The 24,406-nt window shown below is 71.1% G+C and carries 23 protein-coding genes; 11 read left to right on the forward strand and 12 right to left on the reverse strand.

Annotated features, from left to right (window positions below; genetic code table 11):
* Positions 1-33: 33 nt before the first annotated feature.
* Both AC07DF_RS14975 and AC07DF_RS14980 read right to left on the reverse strand, forming a co-directional pair.
* Positions 34-804 carry a Pr6Pr family membrane protein gene (locus tag AC07DF_RS14975; protein WP_478970645.1) on the reverse strand — a complete coding sequence of 257 codons (771 nt, stop codon included), beginning with the start codon at positions 802-804 and terminating at the stop codon, positions 34-36.
* Positions 805-893: 89 nt separating this feature from the next.
* A complete protein-coding gene (locus tag AC07DF_RS14980; RefSeq protein ID WP_478970647.1) occupies positions 894-1,820 on the reverse strand; it encodes a metallophosphoesterase in 927 nt (308 codons plus the stop codon).
* A 193-nt stretch (positions 1,821-2,013) separates the two neighbouring features.
* Here AC07DF_RS14980 and AC07DF_RS14985 point away from each other — a divergent pair, with 193 nt between their 5' ends.
* Entirely contained in the window at positions 2,014-2,478 is a 465-nt protein-coding gene (locus AC07DF_RS14985; protein ID WP_478970649.1) for a GatB/YqeY domain-containing protein, read from the forward strand.
* A 110-nt stretch (positions 2,479-2,588) separates the two neighbouring features.
* On the opposite strand, the gene AC07DF_RS14990 is transcribed toward AC07DF_RS14985, so the two are convergent.
* A complete protein-coding gene (locus AC07DF_RS14990) occupies positions 2,589-4,877 on the reverse strand; it encodes a transglycosylase domain-containing protein (RefSeq protein WP_478970651.1) in 2,289 nt (762 codons plus the stop codon).
* Positions 4,878-5,285: 408 nt separating this feature from the next.
* On the opposite strand from AC07DF_RS14990, the gene wblA reads away from it, so the two are divergent.
* Positions 5,286-5,624, forward strand: a complete 339-nt coding sequence (wblA, locus tag AC07DF_RS14995) for a transcriptional regulator WblA (RefSeq protein WP_184594573.1) — start codon at positions 5,286-5,288, stop codon at positions 5,622-5,624.
* A 69-nt stretch (positions 5,625-5,693) separates the two neighbouring features.
* On the opposite strand, the gene bagB is transcribed toward wblA, so the two are convergent.
* Both bagB and bagA read right to left on the reverse strand, forming a co-directional pair.
* Positions 5,694-7,130, reverse strand: coding sequence for an ATPase BagB (bagB, locus tag AC07DF_RS15000; RefSeq protein ID WP_478970653.1), 1,437 nt, complete (start codon positions 7,128-7,130; stop codon positions 5,694-5,696).
* Positions 7,131-7,221: 91 nt separating this feature from the next.
* Positions 7,222-8,199, reverse strand: coding sequence for an ATPase BagA (gene bagA, locus AC07DF_RS15005; protein WP_478970655.1), 978 nt, complete (start codon positions 8,197-8,199; stop codon positions 7,222-7,224).
* Positions 8,200-8,305: 106 nt separating this feature from the next.
* Here bagA and AC07DF_RS15010 point away from each other — a divergent pair, with 106 nt between their 5' ends.
* From AC07DF_RS15010 to AC07DF_RS15025, 4 genes are all read left to right on the forward strand, one after another.
* Entirely contained in the window at positions 8,306-8,464 is a 159-nt protein-coding gene (locus AC07DF_RS15010; RefSeq protein WP_097218487.1) for a Sp36 family protein, read from the forward strand.
* Positions 8,464-8,925: a RidA family protein gene (locus tag AC07DF_RS15015; protein WP_478970657.1), complete on the forward strand. Its 462-nt coding sequence runs from the start codon at positions 8,464-8,466 to the stop codon at positions 8,923-8,925. The genes AC07DF_RS15010 and AC07DF_RS15015 overlap by 1 nt, the downstream gene beginning before the upstream one ends.
* 152 nt (positions 8,926-9,077) lie before the next feature.
* Positions 9,078-9,950: an NUDIX hydrolase gene (locus AC07DF_RS15020; protein ID WP_478970659.1), complete on the forward strand. Its 873-nt coding sequence runs from the start codon at positions 9,078-9,080 to the stop codon at positions 9,948-9,950.
* Complete coding sequence (locus AC07DF_RS15025) at positions 9,947-10,777, forward strand: MBL fold metallo-hydrolase (RefSeq protein WP_478970661.1); 831 nt, start codon at positions 9,947-9,949, stop codon at positions 10,775-10,777. Before AC07DF_RS15020 ends, AC07DF_RS15025 begins: the two co-directional genes overlap by 4 nt.
* Before the next feature lie 83 nt (positions 10,778-10,860).
* Here AC07DF_RS15025 and AC07DF_RS15030 read toward each other — a convergent pair whose 3' ends face one another.
* Entirely contained in the window at positions 10,861-11,535 is a 675-nt protein-coding gene (locus tag AC07DF_RS15030) for a Crp/Fnr family transcriptional regulator (protein WP_215119931.1), read from the reverse strand.
* Positions 11,536-11,810: 275 nt separating this feature from the next.
* Between AC07DF_RS15030 and nth the strand changes: the two genes are divergently transcribed.
* The 3 genes from nth to AC07DF_RS15045 all read left to right on the forward strand — a co-directional run bounded on the left by nth (position 11,811) and on the right by AC07DF_RS15045 (position 14,857).
* The gene (gene nth / locus AC07DF_RS15035; RefSeq protein ID WP_478970663.1) at positions 11,811-12,863 is read left to right on the forward strand and encodes an endonuclease III; all 1,053 of its coding nucleotides are present in this window, start codon (positions 11,811-11,813) and stop codon (positions 12,861-12,863) included.
* Positions 12,864-12,948: 85 nt separating this feature from the next.
* Positions 12,949-13,644, forward strand: coding sequence for an NUDIX hydrolase (locus AC07DF_RS15040; protein WP_478970665.1), 696 nt, complete (start codon positions 12,949-12,951; stop codon positions 13,642-13,644).
* A 13-nt stretch (positions 13,645-13,657) separates the two neighbouring features.
* Entirely contained in the window at positions 13,658-14,857 is a 1,200-nt protein-coding gene (locus tag AC07DF_RS15045; RefSeq protein ID WP_478970667.1) for a MarP family serine protease, read from the forward strand.
* 50 nt (positions 14,858-14,907) lie between these two features.
* Here the strand turns inward: AC07DF_RS15045 and AC07DF_RS15050 are convergent, their stop codons facing one another.
* The 5 genes from AC07DF_RS15050 to acs all read right to left on the reverse strand — a co-directional run bounded on the left by AC07DF_RS15050 (position 14,908) and on the right by acs (position 20,288).
* Positions 14,908-15,090 (reverse strand): hypothetical protein, encoded by a 183-nt coding sequence (locus AC07DF_RS15050; RefSeq protein ID WP_382592553.1) that lies wholly within the window; start codon positions 15,088-15,090, stop codon positions 14,908-14,910.
* A gap of 127 nt (positions 15,091-15,217) precedes the next feature.
* On the reverse strand, positions 15,218-16,168 hold the full coding sequence (locus tag AC07DF_RS15055) for an alpha/beta fold hydrolase (protein ID WP_478970669.1): 951 nt from the start codon (positions 16,166-16,168) through the stop codon (positions 15,218-15,220).
* Positions 16,165-16,653, reverse strand: coding sequence for a phage holin family protein (locus AC07DF_RS15060; RefSeq protein ID WP_478970671.1), 489 nt, complete (start codon positions 16,651-16,653; stop codon positions 16,165-16,167). Before AC07DF_RS15060 ends, AC07DF_RS15055 begins: the two co-directional genes overlap by 4 nt.
* Before the next feature lie 41 nt (positions 16,654-16,694).
* The gene (nhaA, locus tag AC07DF_RS15065) at positions 16,695-18,131 is read right to left on the reverse strand and encodes a Na+/H+ antiporter NhaA (protein ID WP_478970673.1); all 1,437 of its coding nucleotides are present in this window, start codon (positions 18,129-18,131) and stop codon (positions 16,695-16,697) included.
* A gap of 201 nt (positions 18,132-18,332) precedes the next feature.
* A complete protein-coding gene (gene acs / locus AC07DF_RS15070) occupies positions 18,333-20,288 on the reverse strand; it encodes an acetate--CoA ligase (protein WP_478970675.1) in 1,956 nt (651 codons plus the stop codon).
* Positions 20,289-20,518: 230 nt separating this feature from the next.
* Here acs and AC07DF_RS15075 point away from each other — a divergent pair, with 230 nt between their 5' ends.
* Both AC07DF_RS15075 and AC07DF_RS15080 read left to right on the forward strand, forming a co-directional pair.
* Entirely contained in the window at positions 20,519-21,133 is a 615-nt protein-coding gene (locus tag AC07DF_RS15075; RefSeq protein ID WP_478970676.1) for an RNA polymerase sigma factor, read from the forward strand.
* Positions 21,130-21,756, forward strand: a complete 627-nt coding sequence (locus tag AC07DF_RS15080) for a hypothetical protein (protein ID WP_478970678.1) — start codon at positions 21,130-21,132, stop codon at positions 21,754-21,756. Before AC07DF_RS15075 ends, AC07DF_RS15080 begins: the two co-directional genes overlap by 4 nt.
* Before the next feature lie 173 nt (positions 21,757-21,929).
* On the opposite strand, the gene AC07DF_RS15085 is transcribed toward AC07DF_RS15080, so the two are convergent.
* Positions 21,930-24,296, reverse strand: a complete 2,367-nt coding sequence (locus tag AC07DF_RS15085) for a bifunctional SulP family inorganic anion transporter/carbonic anhydrase (protein ID WP_478970680.1) — start codon at positions 24,294-24,296, stop codon at positions 21,930-21,932.
* Positions 24,297-24,406: the final 110 nt, after the last annotated feature.

Consider the following 24,406-nt stretch of genomic DNA (forward strand, 5'->3'; position numbering starts at 1 on the left):
GCGGCGACGACGTTTACTTTAGCCCACCGGTGGCTAGAGACGAAATCCGGTTTTCCAGGGGTGCCGGAGGGGGTTCGGGCGGGCGTGGTCGAGGGCTACGAGGAGGACCGCCAGGACGTAGAAGGAGAGGCCGAGGAGGAGGGCGTTGCCGAGGACCTTCTTGTAGCCGTCCTGGTCGACGTCGAGGAAGGGGTAGAGGTAGCGGCCGGACGAGCCCGGGAGGAGCAGTTCGCCTCGGATGAGGGTGAAGGCCAGGTAGGCCAGGGGGTAGAGCAGCCAGGTGCTGGCCTGGCGCAGGTGCAGGCGGCCGGGGGGCGTGAGCAGGAGCCAGTCCAGTACGGCCGCGATCGGGGTCACCGCGTGGAGGGTGTAGTGGGTGAGGGCCTGCCAGCCCGTCGGGTGGGCCGCTTGGCCCGTGAGGGAGAAGGGGCTGGCCTCGTTCGCCAGGAGCAGGTGGTGCGCCAGGGCCGCGATGACGACGTAGAGGGTCGTCGCGCCCAGTAGGGACCCCGGCAGGGGGCGGCCGGCCGTCCAGGCGCGGCGGGCCGAGACGGCCATGACCAGCGCCAGCAAGATGTTGCTCTGGACCGCGAAGTGGCCCAGGGCCCGGGTCGGGTCGCCGAGGAGCAGTTCGAGTGTCACGCCGACGGCCGCCGCGCAGGCGACCAGCAGGCGGAAGGCCGCGGCCGCGGGGCGGCGGACCGGGCTGACGACGGCCGTGGCCGGGACGGGGGAGGGCTTCAGCGCGGGCCTGCCCGGTATCGCGGGCAGGTCCGGGATGTCCCTGGGTATCGGGGCGGTCATGCCCCCACGCTGACAGAAGCGGACATACAGGGCGATGCGGGCGGGGCTGTGTGGGTTACCCCGCTACCCCGCCGCTCCCGCTGGTCCCGCTACTCCCGCCCCACCAGCGTCAGCAGTGTCGCCTCCGGCGGGCACGCGAACCGTACCGGCGTGTAGCGGCTCGTGCCGCAGCCCGCCGACACGTGCAGATACGACGTCCGGTCCTCCACGGTGTGCGTCGACAGGCCCTTCACCCGGTCCGTGTCCAGGTCGCAGTTGGTGACCAGGGCACCGTAGAAGGGGATGCACAGCTGGCCACCGTGGGTGTGGCCGGCCAGGATCAGGGGGTAGTCGTCGGCCGTGAAGGCGTCCAGGGCGCGCAGGTAGGGGGCGTGGACGACGCCCATCGAGAAGTCGGCGGACTCCGCGGGGCCGCCGGCGACCTGCTCGTAGCGGTCCCGCTTGATGTGCGGGTCGTCCAGGCCCGTCAGCTCCAGTGAGACGCCCTCGATCTTGAGCGTGCCGCGGGTGTTGGTCAGGTTGAGCCAGCCGGCCGCGTCGAAACCGTCCCGCAGGTCCTCCCACGGGTTGTGCACCACACCCACGGCCGGGGCGTTGCCGTTGAGGCCGTGGCGGCCCTGGGCCCTCTCCAGCAGGTAACGGGCGGGGTTGCGCAGCGTGGGGCCGTAGTAGTCGTTCGAGCCGAAGACGTACGCGCCCGGGAACTCCATCAGGGGGCCGAGCGAGTCCAGGACCTCCGGTACGCCCTCCGGGTCGGAGAGGTTGTCGCCCGTGTTGATCACGAAGTCGGGGCGCAGGCCCGCCAGGGAACGCAGCCAGCGCTGCTTCTTGCGCTGGCCGCCGACCATGTGGATGTCGGAGACCTGCAGCACACGCAGTGGGCGCATTCCGGGGGGCAGGACCGGGACGGTGACCCGTCGGAGGCGGAAGGAGCGGGCTTCGAAGCCCGCGGCGTACAACAGACCGGCGGCACCAGCCGCCGCGATTCCCAGGGGGACTCCGTATCGCGCGCGCATACGACCATCGTCTCAGACCCCGGACGTAGCCCCTGCCCGGGCGGCGCCCCGACCCTGCCCGGGCCGTGCCCCGAAATCCCCTGGCGGCACCGGCTCTTCGAAAACCACAGTCCCGCCGCGGTCCGCCACCATCCCGCCGCCGCCCCGCAAAACAGGGGGCGTCTTTCCTCCGGCACCTGCGACAATCAGCCCCATGACCACGCTCAAGTCGAAGCTGCAGGATGACCTCAACGTTGCGATCAAGGAGCGCGACGAGCTCCGCTCCTCGACGCTCCGGCTGACGCTCGCCGCGATCACCAAGGAGGAGGTCGCGGGCAAGGAGAAGCGCGAGCTCTCCGACGACGAGGTGCAGAAGGTGATCACCCGCGAGGCCAAGAAGCGCCGCGAGGCGGCCGAGGCCTTCGCTCAGGGCGGTCGTGCCGAGAGCGCCGAGCGGGAGAAGGCGGAGGGCGAGGTGCTCGCCGAGTACCTGCCCAAGCAGCTGTCCGACGACGAGCTCCAGCAGATCGTGGCCCAGGCCGTGGAGGAGGCCAAGGCCGCCGGTGCCGAGGGGCCGCGGGCCATGGGCGCGGTCATGAAGATCGTGAACCCGAAGGTGGCCGGGCAGGCCGAGGGCGGCCGCGTCGCCGCCGCGGTGAAGAAGCTGCTCGCCGGCTGATCATCGGCAGAACAACAGGCGGCCCCCTCCTCCCGTACGGGAAAGAGGGGGCCGCCTGTCGTTGTCACCGGCCCGGGAACGGGTCTGTCACCGGCCCGGGACGCGTCGGCTCAGCCGAACCGCCCGCCGTTGCCGTTGCCCCCGCCGTTGTCCTGGCCTCGGAAGAAGCCCTCAGGAAGGGAGAACGAAGGCGTCGGAAGGGGCTCGCCACCCCCGCCGTTGTTGTTGCCGCCGACCAGGCCGCCGATGAAGCCGCCGTTGCCGTTGTCCCCGTCGTCGCGGTCGTCGTCGCGGTTCTCGTCGTCGCGGCCCTTGTCGCGGCCGTCGGGGATGTGGATGTCGTTGAACTGCTCGACGGGCTTGCCCTCCAGCGCGCCGGACATCATGTCCCGCCAGATCGGACCAGGGACCTCACCGCCGAAGACCTTGCCGTACGACCGGCCGCCGATGGTGATGCCGGACATCTTCCGCTTGTGCGCGGGGTCGCCGACCCACACCGCGCCGGCCATGTTCGGCGTGTAGCCCACGAACCAGGCCGCGTAGCGCTCGTCCGTCGTACCGGTCTTGCCCGCGCTGGGACGGCCGCTGAGGCCGGCCTTCGAACCCGTACCGTCCTCGACGACGCCCTTCAGCAGCGCGTTGATCGTGTCGGCGGTCTTCTCCGACATCGCGCGCGAGCAGGTCGACTTCGGGACCGGGAGCGACTTGGTCTCGCCACCGACCCGCTGGCTGACCGACTCGATGGCGATCGGCGTGCAGTACATGCCGCGCGAGGCGAAGGTCGCGTACCCGTTCGCCATGGTCAGCGGGGACATCTCCTGGGTGCCGAGGGCGATGGACGGCGCCTGGTCCAGCTTGCGGCCGTCGGCCCGCTCGACGCCCATCTTCTTCGCCATCGTCGTCACCGGGCAGATGCCGATGTCACTGATCATCTGGACGTAGTAGGTGTTGACCGACTTGGCGGTCGCTTCCTTCATGTCGTACGGGCCGACCTCCGAGCTGTTCTCGTTCTCGAGCTTGGCGGGGTCGGTCCGGCTGTTCCGCCAGGTCTTGCCGTCGCAGGCGGAGACCGGGCTCGGGTAGGCCATCTGGTACGGCGCCGAGTACACCTTGTTCGCCGGCATGCCGTCCTCGATGGCCGCCGCCGCCACGATCGGCTTGAACGTCGAACCGGGCTGGTAGCCCATGCCGCCGCCCATGTCGTCGTTGACGGACAGGTTGAGGGTCGTCTCGCCCTCCTTGATGTCGACGCCGTACGGACGGGACTGGCCCATGGCGAGGATCTTGCCGGTGCCGGGCTGGACGATGCTGGCGGCGGTGGCCACCTCGTCGCTCGTGTAGACGTGGTCCTTGATGGACCGCTGTGCCGAGTCCTGGGCCTTGGGGTCCATGGTGGTGCGGATGGTGAGGCCGCCCTGGTTCCAGACCTTCGCCCGTGCCTCCTTGGTCTTGCCGAAGACCTTGTCGTTCAGGAAGACCTCGCGCACGTAGTCACAGAAGAAGCCCGCGCCCTTGACCGCCGTGATGCAGCCGTTCCTGGGCTTGCTGACCTTGAGGCCGAGCGGCGCCTTCATCGCCTCGCCGGCCTGCGCCCGGGAGATGTCGCCGACGGCGGCCATGCGCTGGAGCACGATGTTGCGGCGCTTGGTGGCCTCCGCCTCGTCGTTGACCGGGTCGTACCGGCTGGGCGACTGGACGATGCCGGCGAGGAGGGCCGACTCCTGGATGTCGAGGTCCTTGGCGGACTTGGAGAAGTAGCGCTGGGCCGCGGCCTCGACGCCGTAGGCCTGCTGGCCGAAGAACGTGATGTTCAGGTAGTTCTCGAGGATCTTCTTCTTCCCGAGCTCTTCCTCGACCTGGATCGCGTACTTCAGCTCGCGGATCTTGCGGCCGATGGTCTGCTGGGTGGCCTGCGCGACCTTCGTCGGGTCGTCGCCCGCCTCCTCGACGAAGACGTTCTTCACATACTGCTGCGTCAGGGTCGAGGCGCCCTGGGAGACCTCGCCGCTGCGCGCGTTCTTGTTGAGGGCGCGCAGGACGCCCTTCAGGTCGACCGCGCCGTGCTGGTAGAAGCGCGAGTCCTCGATCGCGACGATCGCCTTCTGCATGTACGGCGAGACGTCCTTGAGCGGGACCACCGTGCGGTCGCGCGAGTAGACCGTGGCGATCTGGCCGCCGTCGGCGTCGAGGATCGTGGTGCGCTGACTCAGCGGCGGCGTCTTCATGTTGGCGGGGAGCTCGTCGAAGCTCTCGACCGAGCCCTTCGCCGCGAGGCCCAGCGCGCCCACGGCGGGCAGCGCGATGCCGGCCAGCACGGCTCCCGCAAGGACACTGACACCGAGGAACTTGGCGGCCTGCTGCGCAGGAGACAGACCACCGCCCGAGCTCTTCTTTGGCATGAGGGCAGCCTACGTTCTCATTCGCCGGACAGGCGTATAGGCCTTGGCCTAAGCTGCTCTCAACTGTCACAGCAGTGAGGTCACGTATCAATACGTCCGGCGACCCCGAATCGTTCCGGGTGTTCCCCAACTTTTTTGGTGGGGTCGTGTCCGAATCCGCCTTGTGTGTCATGCGGCGTCCGTTGTGACGCAACTGAACTGTCCCGGTTTGCCGGGAAAGTTATGTATGTCGCCAGCTCACTCCCCCGGGTGATCTGCCGCTTACCCATAGTCCGTTCGGGCCATTCAAGATTGGGCCCGACGGGGGTGTTGCGCTGTGCCCACCTTCCGTAACGTCCTCAACTGGCGGCGGTGAATATGCCGCTGCCGCCGTGGGGGAGCCTCGATTCGGGAGAGGACGGCGCCGGTATGGGCTGGGTAGTCGACTGGAGTGCGCAGGCGGCCTGCCGCACTACCGATCCGGATGAACTGTTCGTTCAAGGAGCAGCGCAGAACAGGGCCAAGGCGGTGTGCACCGGATGTCCGGTGCGTACGGAGTGCCTGGCCGACGCGCTCGACAATCGCGTCGAGTTCGGCGTGTGGGGAGGCATGACGGAGCGGGAGCGCCGCGCACTGCTGCGCAGGCGTCCCACGGTGACGTCCTGGCGCCGGCTGCTGGAGACGGCGCGCAGCGAGTACGAGCGCGGCACGGGTGTCGTGTCCCTCGACGACGACGAGATCTACGAGAACTACGCCGCAGTGAGCTGAGGAGTGCCCACCGGGGACTCCACGGGGGCTCCTCGTCGCTGATGTCCGGTCGGGGGCCCGTACGGGCCCTCAGGCATCACGGCCGGGCGGCTCCGGCTCGGCCGCGTCGGGAAGCTCGCGTTCGTTCGCCGCGAGCCGGTCGCCGATGTCGCGCAGTCCCGCGAGGTCGTGCACATCGCCGGGCAGCGCGGCCACTTCCGTCACGGCCACCTCGGGGTGCAGCGCGGTGAAGCGGTCACGCGTGCGCTGCTCGCGGGAGAGCAGCTGCATGCGTTCGGCGTGCAGCCTCAGCAGGCCTGCCGTGAGCTGGTCGATGGACCGCTCGGCGTCCTCGGCGTCCGCGATGTCTTCGGCGTCCTCGGTGGGGGAGCCACCCTCGGGAGCCGATGCCGTGGCCGAGGCCTGAGCTGGGGTCTGATCTGAGGTCTGAGCTGGGGTTTCGGACGTGGAAGAGGCTGAACTGTCGTATGCGTCGGGGGAGTTACGAAGTCCAGCTTTCCCGTCCTCCTGATCCACAATGCGGGGCTCTTCAAGATTTTCCGCGGCGGCGAGCGCCCGCTCGGCCGACAGCCGGTCGGCCCCGCTGCCGTGGACCCGGTTGAGCACAAGACCGGCGAGCGGCATGTCCTCCGCGGCCAGGCGCTCCACGAAGTACGCGGCCTCGCGCAGCGCGTCCCGCTCCGGGGCCGCGACCACGAGGAACGCCGTCCCGGGCGCCTGGAGCAGCTTGTACGTCGCGTCCGCGCGGGTGCGGAAGCCTCCGAACGTCGTGTCCATCGCGGACACGAACGTCTGGACGTCCTTGAGGAGCTGACCGCCGAGCAGCTTGCCGAGGGTGCCGGTCATCATCGACATCCCGACGTTCAGGAACTTCATCCCGGCGCGCCCGCCCAGCTTCGCCGGCGCCGTCAGCAGCCGGATCAGCCGCCCGTCGAGGAACGACCCGAGCCGCTTGGGCGCGTCCAGGAAGTCCAGGGCCGAGCGGGACGGCGGGGTGTCGACGATGATCAGGTCCCACTCGTCCCGGGCCCGCAGCTGCCCGAGCTTCTCCATCGCCATGTACTCCTGCGTGCCCGCGAAGCCCGCCGAGAGCGACTGGTAGAAGGGGTTGCCCAGGATCGCGGCCGCCCGCTCGGCGTCCGCGTGCACCTCGACGATCTCGTCGAAGGTGCGCTTCATGTCGAGCATCATCGCGTGCAGCTCGCCGCCCGCGGTGTCGTCGATGCCCTTGACCCGGCGCGGGGTGTTGTCGAGGGAGTCGATGCCCATGGACTGGGCGAGCCGGCGGGCCGGGTCGATGGTGAGGACGACCACCTTGCGGCCCCGCTCGGCCGCGCGCAGGCCCAGGGCCGCCGCGGTCGTGGTTTTGCCGACCCCGCCCGAGCCGCAGCACACCACGATCCGGGTCTCAGGGTCCGCCAGCAGCGGATCGACGTCGAGCAGGCGAGCGGGGGACATGCGGGGGCGGGCCGGGTCGTGTGTGTGGGCCGGGTCCGGACGACTCATGACATCCCCTGCTTCCGACTCATGACCAGCTTCATGGCGCCTTGTTCCACGACGGCCTTCATGGACATGCCCCGTCCGGCGGCGGTTCCGCTCATGACACGCCCTGCCCGCGCAGCTCGCGGGCCAGCGCGTACAGCCCCGCCAGGTCCATGCCCTCGGCGAACAGCGGCAGTTCGTGCAGCGGCAGGCCGAGCTCGGCCAGCACCGCACGCTGCTCGTGCTCCAGCGTGTACCGCTCGCCGTATTCCTCGGCCTGGGTGAGCAGCGGGTCCACCAGCCGCTCGGCGTGCCCGCCGCGCCGCGCGCCGCCGAGTCCGGCGGACGACAGCGACCGTGCGACCGTGGAACGCGTGGCCCTCCGGACGAGTTCCAGATCGGCCTCGTCCAACACCTCCGGCCGCACCATGTTCACGATGATCCGCCCCACCGGCAGCCGCGCGGTCCGCAGCTCGGTGATGCCGTCCACGGTCTCCTGGACGGGCATCTCCTCCAGCAGCGTCACCAGGTGCACGGCCGTCTCCGGCGACTTCAGCACCCGCATCACGGCCTGTGCCTGATTGTGTATCGGGCCGATCTTGGCGAGGCCGGCGACCTCGTCGTTGACGTTCAGGAAGCGCGTGATGCGCCCGGTGGGCGGCGCGTCCATGACGACGTAGTCGTAGGTGAACCGCCCGCTGCGCTCCTTGCGCCGCACCGCCTCGCACGCCTTGCCGGTGAGGAGTACGTCCCTCAGGCCGGGCGCGATGGTGGTGGCGAAGTCGATCGCGCCCAGCTTCTTCAGGGCCCGTCCGGCGCTGCCCAGCTTGTAGAACATCTGGAGGTAGTCCAGAAGGGCCAGTTCGGGGTCGATGGCCAGCGCGTACACCTCCCCGCCCCCGGGAGCGACGGCGATCTTCCGCTCCTCATAAGGCAGCGCTTCCGTTTCGAAGAGCTGCGCGATTCCCTGGCGGCCTTCGACCTCGACGAGAAGCGTCCGCTTCCCCTCCGTGGCCAAGGCCAGCGCGAGGGCCGCGGCCACCGTGGTCTTGCCGGTACCGCCCTTGCCGCTGACGACCTGGAGCCTGCTCACGTATTCGAGCCTAACCAGTCGGCGCCCGGGCTACTCCGGAGGCTGTGGACAACCGCCGCCGCAGTCGGCCGCCTGCCCCTGTCCGCCAGGGGCTAGAGTCGGCCGCATGACCAAGTGGGAATACTCAACCGTGCCGCTGCTCGTCCACGCCACGAAGCAGATTCTGGACACCTGGGGCGAGGACGGCTGGGAGCTCGTCCAGGTCGTGCCCGGCCCGAACAACCCCGAGCAGCTCGTGGCCTACCTGAAGCGGGAGAAGCAGTAATGGGCGCCGTCGAGGCGAAGCTGGCCGAGCTGGGCCTGACCCTGCCCGACGTCGTCCCGCCGCTGGCCGCGTACCAGCCGGCCGTGCAGACCGGCCCGTACGTCTACACCGCCGGGCAGCTCCCGATGGTGGAGGGCAAGCTTCCGCTCACCGGCAAGGTCGGCGCTGAGGTCACCCCGGAGGAGGCCAAGGAGCTGGCGCGCACCTGCGCGCTGAACGCCCTGGCAGCCGTCAAGTCAGTCGCCGGCGACCTGGACCGCATCGCGCGCGTGGTGAAGGTCGTGGGCTTCGTGGCCTCGGCCTCGGACTTCACGGGCCAGCCCGCGGTGCTGAACGGCGCGAGCGAGCTGCTCGGCGAGGTCCTGGGCGACAAGGGCGTGCACGCGCGCAGCGCGGTGGGCGTGGCGGTGCTGCCGCTGGACGCCCCGGTGGAGGTCGAGATCCAGGTGGAGCTCGCGTAGCGCCCTTCGGCGCTCGCGCGGGTCTCTTACGCGGGCCTCTTACGCGGGTCTCTTGTGGGGCCCGTTCCGTAGGCCTTTTCCGCAGGCCCGGGTGCGGCATCGGCCCCGGGGGCCACTCGAACATCCGCCCGTCACGGGATAGCCTCGCGCCCATGGCGAACGGTCAGTGGTATCCCCCGGAGTGGCCGGACCGCATCCGCGCACTGGCGGCCGGCACACTCACGCCGGTCACGCCGAAGCGGGCGGCCACCGTCATGCTCCTGAAGGACACGGGCACCGGCCCGGCCGTCCACATGCTGCGCAGACGCGCCTCCATGGCCTTCGCCGGAGGCGCGTACGCGTATCCGGGCGGCGGCGTCGACCCCCGGGACGACGACCACCAGGTCCGCTGGGCGGGCCCCACGCGCGCGTGGTGGTCGGACAGGCTCGGCGTCGACGAGACGGAAGCCCAGGCGATCGTCTGCGCGGCCGTACGGGAGACGTACGAGGAGGCGGGCGTCCTGCTCGCCGGACCGGCGCCCGACTCGGTCGTCGGCGACACCACCGGGGCCGACTGGGAGGCGGACCGTGCCGCCCTGGTCGCCCGGGACCTGTCCTTCGCCGAGTTCCTGGACCGCCGCGGCCTGGTCCTGCGCTCCGACCTGCTCGGCGCCTGGACCCGCTGGATCACCCCCGAGTTCGAGGCCCGCCGCTACGACACCTGGTTCTTCGTGGCGGCCCTTCCCGAGGGGCAGCGCACCCGCAACGCCTCCACCGAGGCGGACCGTACGGTGTGGATCTCCCCGGGCGAGGCGGCGGCCGGCTACGACAAGGGCGAGCTGCTGATGATGCCGCCGACCCTCGCGACCCTGCGCCAGCTGACGCCGTACGACACGGCCGCGCGGGCGCTCGCGGACGCCCCGGGGCGTGACCTCACGCCCGTGCTGGCCACGGCGCGTCTCGTGGACGGCGAGATCGTGCTCTCCTGGTCGGGACACGACGAGTTCACCAAGCACATCCCGACCACCGGTGGAGCCACCGCATGACGGACGCAGCAGCCCTTCCCGGCCAGCCCCGGGGCGGTGTCCTCACGGGCCCCGCCACCGCGCGGGCCGTCAACGTCCTGGCCCCCAACCCCTCGGCGATGACCCTGGACGGCACGAACACCTGGATCCTCTCCGAGCCCGATTCGGACCTGGCCGTGGTGGTCGACCCGGGCCCGCTCGACGACGGGCACCTGCGCCATGTCGTCGCCACGGCCGAGCAGGCCGGCAAGCGCATCGCCCTGACGCTGCTGACCCATGGCCACCCCGACCACGCCGAGGGCGCCGGGCGGTTCGCCGAACTGACCGGCACGCGCGTGCGTGCGCTCGATCCGGCCCTCCGGCTGGGTGACGAGGGACTGGCCGCCGGTGACGTGATCACCGTCGGCGGCCTCGAACTGAAGGTCGTACCGACCCCCGGCCACACCGCCGACTCCCTCTCCTTCCACCTCCCGGCGGACCGGGCGGTCCTGACCGGCGACACGATCCTCGGCCGCGGCACGACGGTCGTGGCCCACCCCGACGGCCGCCTCGGCGACTACCTGGACTCCCTGCGGCGGCTCAGGTCCCTCTCGGTCGACGACGGCGTCCACACGGTGCTGCCGGGCCACGGGCCGGTCCTGGAGGACGCCCAGGGCGTCGTCGAGTACTACCTCGCCCACCGGGCCAAGCGCCTCGCGCAGGTGGAGACGGCCGTCGAGGACGGCTTCCGCACGCCCACCGAGGTCGTCGCCCACGTCTACGCGGACGTGGACCGCTCGCTGTGGCCGGCGGCGGAACTGTCGGTGCGGGCGCAGGTGGACTACCTGGAGGAGCACGGGCTCATCTGACCGCTGACGTGCCCTGGTACGACGTCGGGCCCTGTCTCGCGAGGAGACAGGGCCCGATGACGTACGGCACGCGCGGGTGCGCGTCAGCGCGAGCGCTTGGCGAGGCGTTCCACGTCCAGCAGGATCACCGCGCGGGCCTCCAGGCGGAGCCAGCCGCGCTGGGCGAAGTCCGCTAGCGCCTTGTTGACCGTCTCGCGGGACGCGCCGACCAGCTGGGCCAGTTCCTCCTGCGTGAGGTCGTGGACGACGTGGATGCCCTCCTCGGACTGCACGCCGAACCGGCGCGAGAGGTCCAGCAGGGCGCGGGCGACCCGGCCCGGGACGTCCGAGAAGACGAGGTCGGACATGGCGTCGTTGGTCTTGCGCAGCCGGCGGGCGACAGCGCGCAGCAGTGCCGTGGCCACCTCGGGGCGGGCGTTCAGCCAGGGCTGGAGGTCGCCGTGGCCGAGTCCGAGCAGCTTGACCTCGGTCAGTGCGGAGGCCGTCGCGGTGCGCGGGCCCGGGTCGAAGAGCGACAGCTCGCCGATGAGCTCGCCGGGGCCGACCACGGCCAGCATGTTCTCGCGGCCGTCCGGGGACGTGCGGTGGAGCTTGACCTTGCCTTCCGTGACCACATACAGGCGGTCGCCGGGGTCCCCCTCGTGGAACAGCGAGTCGCCGCGCGCGAGGGTCACCTCACTCATGGAGGCGCGGAGCTCCGAGGCCTGCTCGTCATCGAGCGCCGCGAAGAGCGGGTTGCGCCGCAGAACGTCGTCCACGAGTTCTCTCCTTGTCGACCTGCTCAGGGGACCTGGATCCCCCTTGTATCAAGGCACCGAGGTGCCCATTTTGCCGGACGGTCCAAACAGTGTGATCTGTCACAAGGATGCCGCACTGGTGTCCCGGGGTACGCGGCAGGGGTCCAATTGGACGCCGATCTTCAGGGCCCGGGGCAGATGTCGGTGCCACGCCTTAGGCTGGCCGGGTGTCCAAATCGCCGGTGAGAGCACAGGCCTAGGGGGCTGCGCGGGTGGTTGTACGTCGCGATTCCGCTGTGGGCGAACAGAGCCCCGATGGCGGTAGGAAAACGGCGAAAGAGAACAAGACGGATACCGCGAAGAAGGCGGCTGCCGGGAAGGCATCAGCCAAGAAGGCACCTGCCGAGAAGGCACCTGCCAAGAAGTCGGCGTCCGTGAAGAAGGCGGCGCCTGTGAAGAAGGCGGCGTCCGTGAAGAAGGCGCCCGCCGCCAAGAAGGTCACCGTCGCGCCCAAGAAGGCCACGGCCCGCGTCAAGGGCACCGCCCCCGCGAAGTCCGTCGTCCATCCGCCGGGTGACGAGTCGCGTACCGCCCTGGTCCGCCGCGCCCGCCGCATCAACCGCGAGCTCGCCGACGTCTTCCCCTACGCCCACCCCGAGCTGGACTTCGACAACCCCTTCCAACTGGTCGTCGCCACAGTCCTGTCCGCCCAGACCACCGACCTGCGCGTCAACCAGACGACACCCGCCCTCTTCGCCAAGTACCCCACCCCCGAGGACCTGGCCGCCGCCAACCCGGAGGAGGTGGAGGAGATCCTCCGCCCGTGCGGCTTCTTCCGGGCCAAGACGAAGTCGGTCATAGGGCTGTCCAAGGCCCTGGTGGAGGACTTCGGCGGTGAGGTACCGGGCCGGCTGGAGGACCTGGTCAAGCTGCCCGGCGTCGGCCGCAAGACCGCGTTCGTCGTGCTCGGCAACGCCTTCGGGCGGCCCGGCATCACCGTGGACACGCACTTCCAGCGACTGGTGCGCCGCTGGCAGTGGACCGGCGAGACCGACCCGGACAAGATCGAGGCCGCCCTCGGCGCGCTCTTCCCGAAGAGCGACTGGACGGACCTCTCGCACCACGTGATCTGGCACGGCCGCCGCATCTGCCATGCCCGCAAGCCCGCCTGCGGCGCCTGCCCGATCGCCCCGCTCTGCCCGGCGTTCGGCGAGGGCGAGACCGACCCGGAGAAGGCGAAGAAGCTGCTCAAGTACGAGAAGGGTGGCTTCCCCGGCCAGCGCCTGCGGCCCCCGCAGGCGTATCTGGACGCGGGCGGCAAGCCGGCGCCGCCGCTGGGGGCCGGATGAGCTGCCAGGACGGGGGATCGCGGTCGTTCGCGGAACGATCTCGCACCCGCCGCGCGTTGGAAGCGGCAGGACGACGGGGGTGGCGATGACGCGCGCGAGCGACACACAGGGCGGGCCTTTGACGCCGAGCAAGGAGGGCCTGCCGGCCTGGCTGGACCCGGTGGTGCACGCCGTGGAGACGGTCAGGCCGCGGCAGCTCAGCCGCTTCCTGCCGCCGGAGGACGGCGCCGGGCGCCAGTCCGCCGTGCTGATCCTGTTCGGGGAGGGCGAGCGCGGGCCCGAGCTGCTGCTCATGGAGCGCGCGAGCTCCCTGCGCTCGCACGCAGGCCAGCCCTCGTTCCCCGGCGGCGCCCTGGACCCGGAGGACGGCGACCCGCGCGGCGACGGCCCGCTGCGGGCCGCCCTGCGCGAGGCGGAGGAGGAGACCGGCCTCGACCCCTCCGGCGTCCAGCTCTTCGGCGTCCTGCCCCGGCTGTACATTCCGGTCAGCGGCTTCGTCGTCACCCCGGTGCTGGGCTGGTGGCGCGTACCGAGCCCGGTCGGGGTCGTCGATCCGAACGAGACCGCCAGAGTCTTCACCGTCCCCGTGGCGGATCTCACGGATCCCGCCAACCGCGCCACCACCGTCCACCCCAGCGGCCACCGAGGTCCGGCATTTCTGGTCGAATCAGCCCTTGTATGGGGTTTCACGGCCGGAATCATCGACCGGCTGCTGCACTTCGCGGGCTGGGAGCGGCCCTGGGACCGCGAGAAGCAGGTCCCGCTCGACTGGCGCGCATGACAGGGTGGCCTCCGTGAACGTGCTGGACATCTTGTTGCTGGTCGCCGCCGTGTGGTTCGCGGTCGTCGGATACCGCCAGGGATTCGTCGTCGGCATCCTGTCGGTGATCGGCTTCCTGGGCGGCGGTCTCGTCGCGGTCTACGTACTGCCCGTCATCTGGGACGCGCTCACGGACAACGCGGAGGTGAACACGACCGCCGCCGTCGTCGCGGTCGTCGTCGTCATCGTCTGCGCCTCCGTGGGCCAGGCCCTCACCACCCACCTCGGCAACAAGCTGCGCCGGCACATCACCTGGTCCCCGGCCCGGGCCCTCGACGCCACCGGTGGCGCCCTGGTCAACGTCGTGGCCATGCTCCTGGTCGCCTGGCTGATCGGCTCGGCCCTCGCGGGCACCACACTGCCGACGCTCGGCAAGGAGGTCCGCAACTCCAAGGTGCTGCTGGGCGTCTCGCAGGCGCTGCCGGACCAGGCCGCCACCTGGTTCGCGGACTTCTCCTCCGTCCTCGCGCAGAACGGCTTCCCGCAGGTCTTCAGCCCGTTCGCCAACGAGCCGATCACCGACGTCCAGCCCCCGGACCCGGCCCTCGCCAACAGCCCCGTCGCGAGTCGCGCCCAGCGCTCCATCGTCAAGGTCATGGGCACGGCCCCGAGCTGCGGCAAGGTCCTGGAGGGCACCGGCTTCGTCTTCTCCGGCCGCCGTGTGATGACCAACGCGCACGTGGTGGGCGGCGTCGACGAGCCGACCGTGCAGATAGGCGGCGAGGGCAGGAAGTACGACGCCACGGTCGTCCTCTACGACTGGCGGCGCGACATCGCCGTACTCGACGTGCCGGACCTCAAGGCGCCCGCGCTGCGCTTCACCAGCGGGGACGCGACCAGCGGGGACGGCGCGATCGTCGCCGGCTTCCCGGAGAACGGGGCGTACGACGTGCGTGCCGCGCGCGTGCGTGGCCGCATCACGGCCAACGGCCCGGACATCTACCACCGGGACACGGTCCGCCGCGACGTCTACTCCCTCTACGCGACCGTCCGCCAGGGCAACTCCGGCGGCCCTCTGCTCACCCCCGACGGCAAGGTCTACGGCGTGGTCTTCGCCAAGTCCCTCGACGACGCCGAGACGGGGTACGCGCTGACCGTGGACGAGATCCAGGAGGACATCACCAAGGGGCGCACCGCCAACCAGCAGGTGGACAGCGACAGCTGCGCGCTCTAGGAGCGGCCTTGCGGCGGGGTGGCCCGGGCGTCACTCGCGCGGGTGGCGCCTCAGTCGCGGGTGTGGCGCAGACGTACGGAGACCCAGCGGGCCCGGCGACGGAGGATGCGCGGGATCCCGACCCGGGGATCCGCGGTCACCATCTGCGGTGCGCCGCTTCGATGGTGGGGGTTCGCACCGCCCGCCGAGCGGCGATTGCGGCTTGCGTCACTGTAGTCGTGCGTCCAGCCCATACCCCGACGTGTGCCCCCGCCCCATGGTCGATAACCGCTCCCGGGGCGCCCAATTGGCCTATGCGCCGGGCAAGTGGCCGTTCGTAGGACAAGCGTTCACGTGCGGATACGGGGCGGGGCCGTCCGGTCACCGATCGGGTTCGGGATCCTTGAGCCAGTTGATGAGCTCCGAGGAGAACGCCACCGGGTCCTCCTCGTGCGGGAAGTGGCCGAGACCGTCGAACAGGCGCCAGCGGTAGGGGGCTTCGACGTACTCGCCGGATCCGGCCGCGCTGCGCGTGCGCATGACGGGGTCGAGCGAGCCGTGCAGATGGAGGGTCGGCACGCGCACGGGCCGCTTCATGCGGCGGTTGAACTGGATGCCGTCCGGGCGGGCCAGGGAGCGCACCATCCAGCGGTACGGCTCGACGGCGCAGTGCGCGGCGGAGGGGATGCACATGGCGCGGCGGTACGCCTCCAGCGCCTCGTCCTCCGGCGGGCGCGGCCCGGACCAGTCCTGGATCAGCTCCGCCACGAGCGCCCCGTCGTCGGCGGTGAGCTGCCGCTCCGGGACCCAGGGCCGCTGGAACCCCCAGATGTGTGAACCGGCGCGCGTCTGCTTGACGTCTCGCAGCATGGCCGAGCGCCAGCGCCGTGGATGCGGCATGGAGGCGACCGCCAGCCGCCGCACCAGCTTGGGGCGCATCGCGGCGGCCGTCCACGCGAGGTATCCGCCCAGGTCGTGGCCGACCAGCGCGGCGTCCGGCTCGCCGAGCGAGCGGATGACGCCGGTGACGTCGAGCGCGAGGTTGGCGGGGTCGTAACCGCGCGGCGTACGGTCGCTGCCCCCGACGCCCCGCAGGTCCATGGCGACGGCCCGGAAACCCGCGTCGGCGAGCGCCACCAGCTGGTGCCGCCAGGTCCACCAGAACTGCGGGAAGCCGTGCAGCAGCAGCACCAGCGGCCCGTCGCCCAGCTCGGCGATGTGGAAGCGGGCGCCGTTGGCGGCGACGTCGCGGTGACTCACCTTCCTCCCGCCGGGGACGTCGAGAAGAACGGCCGAGGCCGGTTGTGCCGAAGGTGTGGCGGGGTCCGTCATGACGACGAGCGTGCCACAGCCTCGATGGCCTCGGGGACCCGGTCCTGCGGGAGCTCCGGACGCGGGTGCGGCTTGGCCTTCTGCAGGACGACCGCGGTCTCCTTCATCGAGGCGGCGACCTTCTGCGGGCCCTTGCTCTTCTTGGCCTTCTTCGCGAAGACCACGCCGATCAGCGCCAGCACGACGGCGACCAGCACGTTCGCCGCGAAGGACAGCAGGAAGCAGATCGCGAGGTTCCAGTCGCTCCAGGTGCGGATGCCGTACGCCAGCGCGAAGTTCAGCATCGGCAGGGAGAAGATCAGCACCGCCCCGGCTGCCGAGAAGGCGCCGCCGCTGGTCGCGCCGCGCTTGACGTCCTGCTTGAGCTGCGCCTTCGCCAGCGCGATCTCATCGTGCACCAGCGCCGACATTTCCGCCGTCGCCGAGGCGAACAGCTGGCCGATGCTGCGTTCGGCGCCGACCGGGCTGCCGTCGGGTGCGCTCATCGCGGTCTCTCCCTCTCCGTCTTTTGTACCGTCTCGTCAGATCATGCCGGACCGTCGTGGTCCTCGCCTGCCCCGCCCGGTACTTCGGCAAGCTCGTGGCGCGCCGCTGCCTTCTCCTGGGCGATCCGGCGGTGTTCCGCGGCCTTGGCCTCGTAGCGGGCGGCCAGGCGCAGGTGGTACGCCGGGTCGTCCTCCTCGTAGACGTCCGGGATGCCGTCGAGGTCGTCGTCGCGCTCCTCGTCCTCCCACAGGCGGCGGTACTTGGCGTTCCGTATCTTCAGCAGGACGGTCGCCAGCGTGGCGGCGATGAGCGAGCCCAGCAGCACGGCGGCCTTGACCTCGTTCGTCATCGTCTCGTCGCCGGCGAAGGCGAGTTCGCCGATGAGCAGCGAGACCGTGAAGCCGATACCGGCGAGGCTCGCCACCGCGAACACGTCCGCCCAGGCGAGATCGTCGCTGAGCGAGGCCCTGGTGAAACGGGCGGTCAGCCAGGTCCCGCCGAAGATGCCGAGCGCCTTGCCGACGACCAGCCCGAGGACGACACCGAGGGTCTCCGGCGAGGCGAACACCTCCGAGAGCGCTCCGCCGGAGACGGAGACACCCGCGCTGAACAGCGCGAACAGCGGTACGGCCAGGCCCGCCGACAGGGGGCGTACGAGGTGCTCGATGTGCTCGCCGGGGGAGTGGGCCTCGCCCTCCTTGCGGTGGCAGCGCAGCATCAGGCCCATGGCCACGCCGGCGACGGTGGCGTGGACGCCGCTGTTGTACATCAGCGCCCAGATCACGAGCGCGAGCGGCACGTACACGTACCAGCCGCGTACGCCCTTGCGCAGCAGCAGCCAGAAGACGGCCAGGCCCACGACGGCGCCGCCGAGCGCGGCGAAGTTCAGGTCGGCGGTGAAGAAGACGGCGATGATCAGGATCGCGAAGAGGTCGTCGACGACGGCGAGCGTGAGCAGGAAGGCCCGCAGCGCGCTCGGCAGGGACGTGCCGATGACCGCGAGCACGGCGAGCGCGAAGGCGATGTCGGTGGCGGTGGGTACGGCCCACCCGGCCAGGGAGCCGCCGCCGGTGACGTTGGTGAGGGTGTAGACGAGCGCCGGTACCGCCATGCCGCACAGGGCGGCGACGACCGGGAGCGCGGCGGCCCTGGGCTCGCGCAGGTCGCCTGCGACGAGCTCGCGCTTGAGTTCGATCCCGGCGACGAAGAAGAAGATCGCCAGCAGTCCGTCGGCGGCCCAGTGCGCGACCGACAGGTCGAGGCCGATCGTGGCGGGGCCCAGATGGAAGTGGGCGACGTTCTCGTAGCTGTCGTGCAGCGCGGGGATGTTCGCCCAGAGCAGCGCGGTGACCGCGGCGGCGAGCAGCAGCACACCGCCGACGGTCTCGGTGCGCAGCGCGTCCGCCACGTAGGTCCGCTCGGGCAGCGACAGTCGTCCGAGGACCTTGCGGGGGGTGGTGGAGCGGGGCGCGGTCACGGGGAAGACCTCCGGTCGGTGGGCAGGGCTGAACGCATGCCGACCAGACTTCCCGGCGCACCATGAGGCAGTTGTTTTGCTTAGTTTAGCTAACCGTTTGGCCGTGCGCACCTGGCGATCTTCACCACGGACGCCGAAGGGGCACCCGGCGAGCTGTCTGCCGGGTGCCCCTTCGTCCGATCGGATATGCGTGGGCCTTGATCAGTCCTCGCTGGGCGCGGCCGGCAGCTTGGACTGGATGAGGTCCATGACCGTGGAGTCGGTCAGCGTCGTGACGTCACCGAGCTGGCGGTTCTCCGCGACGTCCCGGAGCAGACGGCGCATGATCTTGCCCGAGCGGGTCTTGGGCAGCTCGGCCACCGGCAGGACCCGCTTGGGCTTGGCGATCGGGCCGAGGGTGCTGCCGACGTGGTTGCGCAGCTCGGCGACCAGGTCCTCGGTCTCGGCGGCCGTACCGCGCAGGATCACGAAGGCGACGATCGCCTGCCCGGTCGTCTCGTCCGCCGCGCCGACCACGGCCGCCTCGGCGACCGACGGGTGGGAGACGAGCGCGGACTCGACCTCGGTGGTGGAGATGTTGTGCCCCGAGACGAGCATGACGTCGTCGACCCGGCCGAGCAGCCAGATGTCGCCGTCGTCGTCCTTCTTGGCACCGTCACCGGCGAAGTACTTGCCCTCGAAACGCGACCAGTAGGTGTCGATGAACCGCTGGTCGTCGCCCCAGATGGTGCGCAGCATCGACGGCCACGGCTCGGTCAGCACCAGGTAGCCGCCCCCGCCGTTGGGAACCTCGTTCGCCTCGTCGTCGACGACCGTCGCGGAGATGCCGGGCAGCGGCGTCTGCGCGGAGCCGGGCTTGGTCGCGGTCACGCCCGGCAGCGGGGTGATCATCATCGAGCCGGTCTCGGTCTGCCACCAGGTGTCCACGACCGGGGTGCGGTCGCCGCCGATGTTCTTGCGGTACCAGATCCACGCCTCGGGATTGATCGGCTCGCCCACCGAGCCCAGCACCCGCAGGCTGGACAGGTCGAACTTGGCGGGGATGTCGTCGCCCCACTTCATGAACGTACGGATCGCGGTCGGCGCGGTGTAGAGGATCGTCACGCCGTACTTCTGCACGATCTCCCAGAAGCGGCCCTGGTGCGGGGTGTCGGGCGTGCCCTCGTACATGACCTGCGTCGCGCCGTTGGCGAGCGGGCCGTAGACGATGTACGAGTGCCCGGTGACCCAGCCGACGTCGGCGGTGCACCAGTACACGTCCGTCTCCGGCTTGAGGTCGAAGACGGCGTGGTGGGTGTAGGCGGTCTGGGTGAGGTAGCCGCCGGAGGTGTGCAGGATGCCCTTCGGCTTACCCGTGGTGCCCGAGGTGTACAGGATGAACAGCGGGTGCTCGGCGTTGAACGCCTGCGGGGTGTGCTCGGGGCTCTGCCGCTCCACGGCGTCGTGCCACCACACGTCACGGCCCTCGGTGAAGGCGACCTCCTGGCCCGTGCGGCGCACGACGAGCACGTGCTCGACGATGCCCGCCTTCTCGACCGCCTCGTCCACGGCCGGCTTGAGCGCGGACGGCTTGCCACGCCGGTAACCGCCGTCGGAGGTGATGACCACGCGCGCGTCGGCGTCCTGGATGCGGGTGGCGAGCGCGTCCGAGGAGAAACCGCCGAAGACGACCGAGTGGGCGGCGCCGATCCGGGCGCAGGCCAGCATCGCGATCGCGGTCTCGGGGATCATCGGCATGTAGACGGCGACCCGGTCGCCGGCCTGAACTCCCAGCTCCAGCAGGGCGTTGGCCGCCTTGGAGACCTCGTCCTTGAGCTCGGCGTAGGTGATCGCGCGGCTGTCGCCGGGCTCGCCCTCGAAGTGGATGGCGACCCGGTCGCCGAGGCCGGCCTCCACATGCCGGTCGACGCAGTTGTAGGCGACGTTGAGCTCGCCGTCCTTGAACCACTTGGCGAACGGCGGGTTCGACCAGTCAAGAATCTCGGTGGGCTCCTTGGCCCAGGTCAGCCGACGGGCCTGCTCGGCCCAGAAACCGAGCCTGTCAGCCTTGGCCTGTTCATACGCCTCCGCGGTGACGTTGGCGTCGGCGGCCAGGTCGGCGGGGGGTGCGAACCTGCGCTCTTCCTTGAGCAGGTTGGCCAGGCTTTCGTTGCTCACGGCATCTGCCTTTCCCAGGGTGTCCGTTGTGTCCCAGGCCACAGCTCATCAGACCCGGGGGTGCGATGACAAGGGCCGACCGCCGATTGGTTTAGACCTCTCGGAGGTCCGTTTCGGCGGCGGGGTCATCCGTACCCACGGACGCCGACCAGGCAGGGTTCATTCTCTGTAACGCCTCTCACAGTCCCGCCCAACTACCAGTGAGGCGCACCGAGAGAGAGGACAGCCGAGTGGACGGCATACGGGGCGGGCCCGCAGCGGCGGCCCACGACCCGCAGCTCTTCGAAGAGTTCTACCGGCGCCATGTGGACGCCGTGATGTCTTTCGTGGCCCGGCGTGTCGCCGACGTCCACACGGTGGCGGACCTGACCGCCGAGGTCTTCCTCGCGGCGCTCGACTCCGCCCACACCTACCGCCCCGGCCGGGGCGACGAGCGGGCCTGGCTGTACGGCATCGCACGCAACATCGTCTCCTCCGAGCGCCGCCGGGTCGCCCGGGAGGCGGCGCGGAACCTCCGTATCTCGGGGCGGCGGTTGCTGGAGCCCGATGACATCGCGCGGCTCGAGGACAAGCTCGACGCCGAGAGCCCGGGGCGCCGGGCGCTGGCCGCGCTGGAGCGGCTGCCGGACGGTGAACGGGCCGTCGTCGAACTCGTCGCCGTGGACCAGCTCACCGTGACCGAGGCCGCCGCCGCGCTCGGCATCCGCCAGGTCACGGCCCGGGTGCGGCTGCACCGGGCCCGCAAGGCCCTGCGGGCGGAAGCGGATCCGGCGCCGGAGGCCCCGCCCGGCGCGTCCCTGTCGTACGTCACCGGCGGAGCCGGAGAATCCGGAGGAGAGGCATGACCACGAGGACCAGGTTCGAGGACCGGCTGCTGGCCGAGCTGCGGCGCGAGATCGAGATGCGAGGGGCCACCGGTCCCGCCGAGGCGGTCACGGCGCGACGCTCCCCGTTCGCGAGGGTGCTCACGGGGCGGCGTCTCGCCCTGACCGCGGGCGCCTGCGCCGTCACCGGGCTGGTGCTGGCGCTCGTGCCGGGCTCACCGGGTGAGTCCCCGGCGTACGCGGTGGAACGGCACGGCGACGGCAGCGTCACGCTCACCCTCACGAAGATCGCGATAGGCCAGGACGCCCAGCGCCGGCTGGCCGAACGCCTGAGGGACGAGGGCATTCACGTGACCATCGACAGCCTCCCCTTCGGCCACCACTGCGCGCAGCCGCGCGGCAAGATGCTGGCGAGCAGCGTGGCACGGGCGTTCATCGGCGATCCGCCCGAGGAGGGTTCCGTCCCCGTCGGCGGCCCGACCGACCCGGCCTTCCACCGCAATTGGCAGGTCACCCTGCACCCGGGCGACTCCCTGGGCATGGAGAACACCAGCCGCAAGGACGGCAAGCCCGGGCTCAACTCCGAGTCGTTCTACGCGATCAAGGGCAAGATCGCGCCGTGCGAGCCGGAGTCTCAGGGCTGAGGGCGCCGGCGGGCGGCGGGCGGCGGGCGGCGGGCGGCGTACGGGGGTTGCCGCCCGCCTCGGCCCGACCTGCCCCGACAGGGGCCGCCGGGTGGAAGGGGCCGCCGGGTGGACAGGGGCCGCTGGGTGCGGACCTCCGCCTCGGTCGGCTGCCGTGGGGCGGGGCCCCGCGCTCACGCCGGCAGGCCGGCCTCCCGTACGTGGTCGAACACCCGGTCCCCGTCCACCTCGGTGAGCAGATAGGCCTGGGCCTCGCCCACGTGGAAGTACATGCCGTGCAGCTCCAGCTCGCCCTCCTTCAGGGCGCGGGCGACCGAGTCGTGGGCGCGCAGATGCTCCAACTGCTGGACCACATTGGTCAGGCAGAGCTGCTCGACCGCGTCCTTGGGCGCCCGTCCGGCGAGCCTGCCCCGCAGGCCGTCGTCGGCCACGCGCTCCAGGCTGGGCAGTCCGTGCCGCAGCCATCGCTCGAGCGGGGTGCGGGTGCCGCCGGGTTCGGAGCCGAGCAGCGCCTGCATCGCTCCGCACCCGGAGTGCCCGCACACCGTGATGGACCGGACCTTCAGCACGTCCACCGCGTACTCGATCGCCGCGGCCACCGAGTCGTCCCCGCTCTCCTCGCCCGGGCGCGGGACGAAGTTGCCCACGTTGCGCACGACGAACAGGTCGCCCGGACCGCTGGAGGTGATCATCGAGGTGACCAGTCGTGAGTCGGCGCAGGTCAGGAAGAGCTGCGAAGGGCGTTGCCCCTCGCGCGCCAGCCGGGCCAGTTCACTGCGCACCAGGGGCGCGGTGTTGCGCTGGAACGCGCTGATGCCACGCGCCAGTTCGTGCCCGCTGGCCCCGCCGGGACCCGCCGGGTCCGGCTCGGGGCGGTCTGTGCCGTCCGGGGTGTGCTTGAAGTGGGGTGCGGGCCCGGGGCGGTCGCACTGGTGGTTGCGCCAGGGTGTCCAGGGTCGGCAACGGCAGTCGGTGAGGGGCTGGGGCTCGGAGACGCGGGTGCCGGGATGCCGGCCGGCGATCTCCACGGTGCCGCCCTGCGCGGTGTGCGTCTTCTGCCAGTCCTGCAACGTCTCGTACGCCGCGTGGTCCATGAACGAACCGTCCAGCTCGACGACGGCGTCGGCACCGTGGGGTACGCGATGCAGGGCCCGGCTGAGCCGAGGGACCGCGAGGAACGTCAGCTGTCCTCTGACGTGTACGTGATGGACTCCTTCCCTCTCGTCGTGCGTGATGCGGGTGCGGGTGAGACGGTGCAGGGCGACGCCGACGGCCATGGCGACGCCCAGCGCCACGCCCTCCAGGACGCCGAGGGACACGACGCCCAGGGTGGTGACGGCGTAGACCCACACTTCCCGGTGGCGCGTCACCGTGCGGATGTGGTTCAGGGACACCATCTGGATGCCGACGGCCATCACCAGGGCGGCGAGCGAGGCGAGCGGGATGAGCTCCAGGAGCGGAACCATCAGCAGTGCGGCGATCACTACGAGAACGCCGTGCAGCATCGTGGAGTTCCGGCTCACCGCACCCGCGTGCACATTCGCCGAACTGCGCACGGCCACACCGGCGATGGGCAGGCCGCCGAGCGATCCGGAGACGATGTTCGCGGCGCCTTGCCCGAGCAGTTCGCGGTCGAGGTTGGAGCGCCCGACCTGGGTCGACAGACCGGGACGCCCGGCGACCAGCTTGTCCACGGCGACCGCGCCGAGCAGGGACTGCACGCTGCACACCAGCGTGGTGGTGAGCACGGCGGCGACGAGGCCGAGCACGGGGCCCTCGGGCAGTCCGGCCAGGGCGTGGTTGCTCCAGGACGGCAGGTCGACCTTGGGCAGGCGCAGCCCGGCGAGGGCGGCGACCGCGGTGGCTCCGGCCACGGCGACGAGCGCGGCCGGGATCTTGCGCAGCAGGCGTCCGGCCCGGCCGGGCAGTCTCGGCCAGAGCAGCAGCAGCGCGAGGGTCAGCGCGCTCACCGAGACGGCCGCCGGGTGCACCTGCGCCAACTGGGCGGGCAGTGCGCGGAGGTTGTCGGGGACGGAGCTCTGCGGGGTGCCACCGAGCACGATGTGCAACTGGGCGACGGCGATGGTCACGCCGATTCCGGCGAGCATGCCGTGCACGATGGCGGGGCTGACGGCGAGGGCGCCGCGGGCCACGCGCAGACAGCCCAGGCCGAGTTGGGCGAGGCCGGCGAGGACGGTGATGGCGCAGGTCGTCCGCCAGCCGTAGCGCAGGATGAGGTCGGCGGTGACGACCGTGAGTCCGGCGGCCGGTCCGCTCACCTGGAGCGGGGAGCCGCCGAGCCGTCCGGCGACGAGTCCGCCCACGGCGGCGGCGACGAGGCCGGCCTGCAGGGGGGCGCCGGTGGCGAGGGCGATGCCCAGGGACAGGGGCAGGGCGATCAGGAAGACCGCGATCGAGGCCGACACGTCGGCACCCGCGATCCGGAAGCGGCGGGGGCCGGCCGGTGGCGGGCTGTGGGGCGGGTGGGTGCGCTCGGTCCGGTTCTGGTCGGCGGCGCGTGTGGGGACGCAGGCAGACATTGTTTCCCGTCTCCTCCGGGGCTGCGCGGTCGCGTAACTGGGCTCCCGCTCGGGGCGGGGTTCGGTCGCGGCCGTAGGTCACGGCGTAAATCGGCGGGATGAATCAACGC

Source organism: Streptomyces sp. NPDC044719 (genome assembly GCF_056433405.1).

Coding starts and splice junctions, on each gene's coding strand:
- AC07DF_RS15010 (WP_097218487.1), top strand. CDS start 8,306: ATGACCAAGTGGGAATACTCAACCGTGCCGCTGCTCGTCCACGCCACG.
- AC07DF_RS15040 (WP_478970665.1), top strand. CDS start 12,949: ATGACGCGCGCGAGCGACACACAGGGCGGGCCTTTGACGCCGAGCAAG.
- AC07DF_RS15050 (WP_382592553.1), bottom strand. CDS start 15,090: ATGGGCTGGACGCACGACTACAGTGACGCAAGCCGCAATCGCCGCTCG.
- AC07DF_RS14975 (WP_478970645.1), bottom strand. CDS start 804: ATGACCGCCCCGATACCCAGGGACATCCCGGACCTGCCCGCGATACCG.
- AC07DF_RS15080 (WP_478970678.1), top strand. CDS start 21,130: ATGACCACGAGGACCAGGTTCGAGGACCGGCTGCTGGCCGAGCTGCGG.
- AC07DF_RS15015 (WP_478970657.1), top strand. CDS start 8,464: ATGGGCGCCGTCGAGGCGAAGCTGGCCGAGCTGGGCCTGACCCTGCCC.
- AC07DF_RS15025 (WP_478970661.1), top strand. CDS start 9,947: ATGACGGACGCAGCAGCCCTTCCCGGCCAGCCCCGGGGCGGTGTCCTC.
- AC07DF_RS15085 (WP_478970680.1), bottom strand. CDS start 24,296: ATGTCTGCCTGCGTCCCCACACGCGCCGCCGACCAGAACCGGACCGAG.
- AC07DF_RS14980 (WP_478970647.1), bottom strand. CDS start 1,820: ATGCGCGCGCGATACGGAGTCCCCCTGGGAATCGCGGCGGCTGGTGCC.
- AC07DF_RS15060 (WP_478970671.1), bottom strand. CDS start 16,653: ATGAGCGCACCCGACGGCAGCCCGGTCGGCGCCGAACGCAGCATCGGC.
- wblA (WP_184594573.1), top strand. CDS start 5,286: ATGGGCTGGGTAGTCGACTGGAGTGCGCAGGCGGCCTGCCGCACTACC.
- bagB (WP_478970653.1), bottom strand. CDS start 7,130: ATGAGTCGTCCGGACCCGGCCCACACACACGACCCGGCCCGCCCCCGC.
- AC07DF_RS14990 (WP_478970651.1), bottom strand. CDS start 4,877: ATGCCAAAGAAGAGCTCGGGCGGTGGTCTGTCTCCTGCGCAGCAGGCC.
- AC07DF_RS14985 (WP_478970649.1), top strand. CDS start 2,014: ATGACCACGCTCAAGTCGAAGCTGCAGGATGACCTCAACGTTGCGATC.
- AC07DF_RS15020 (WP_478970659.1), top strand. CDS start 9,078: ATGGCGAACGGTCAGTGGTATCCCCCGGAGTGGCCGGACCGCATCCGC.
- AC07DF_RS15055 (WP_478970669.1), bottom strand. CDS start 16,168: ATGACGGACCCCGCCACACCTTCGGCACAACCGGCCTCGGCCGTTCTT.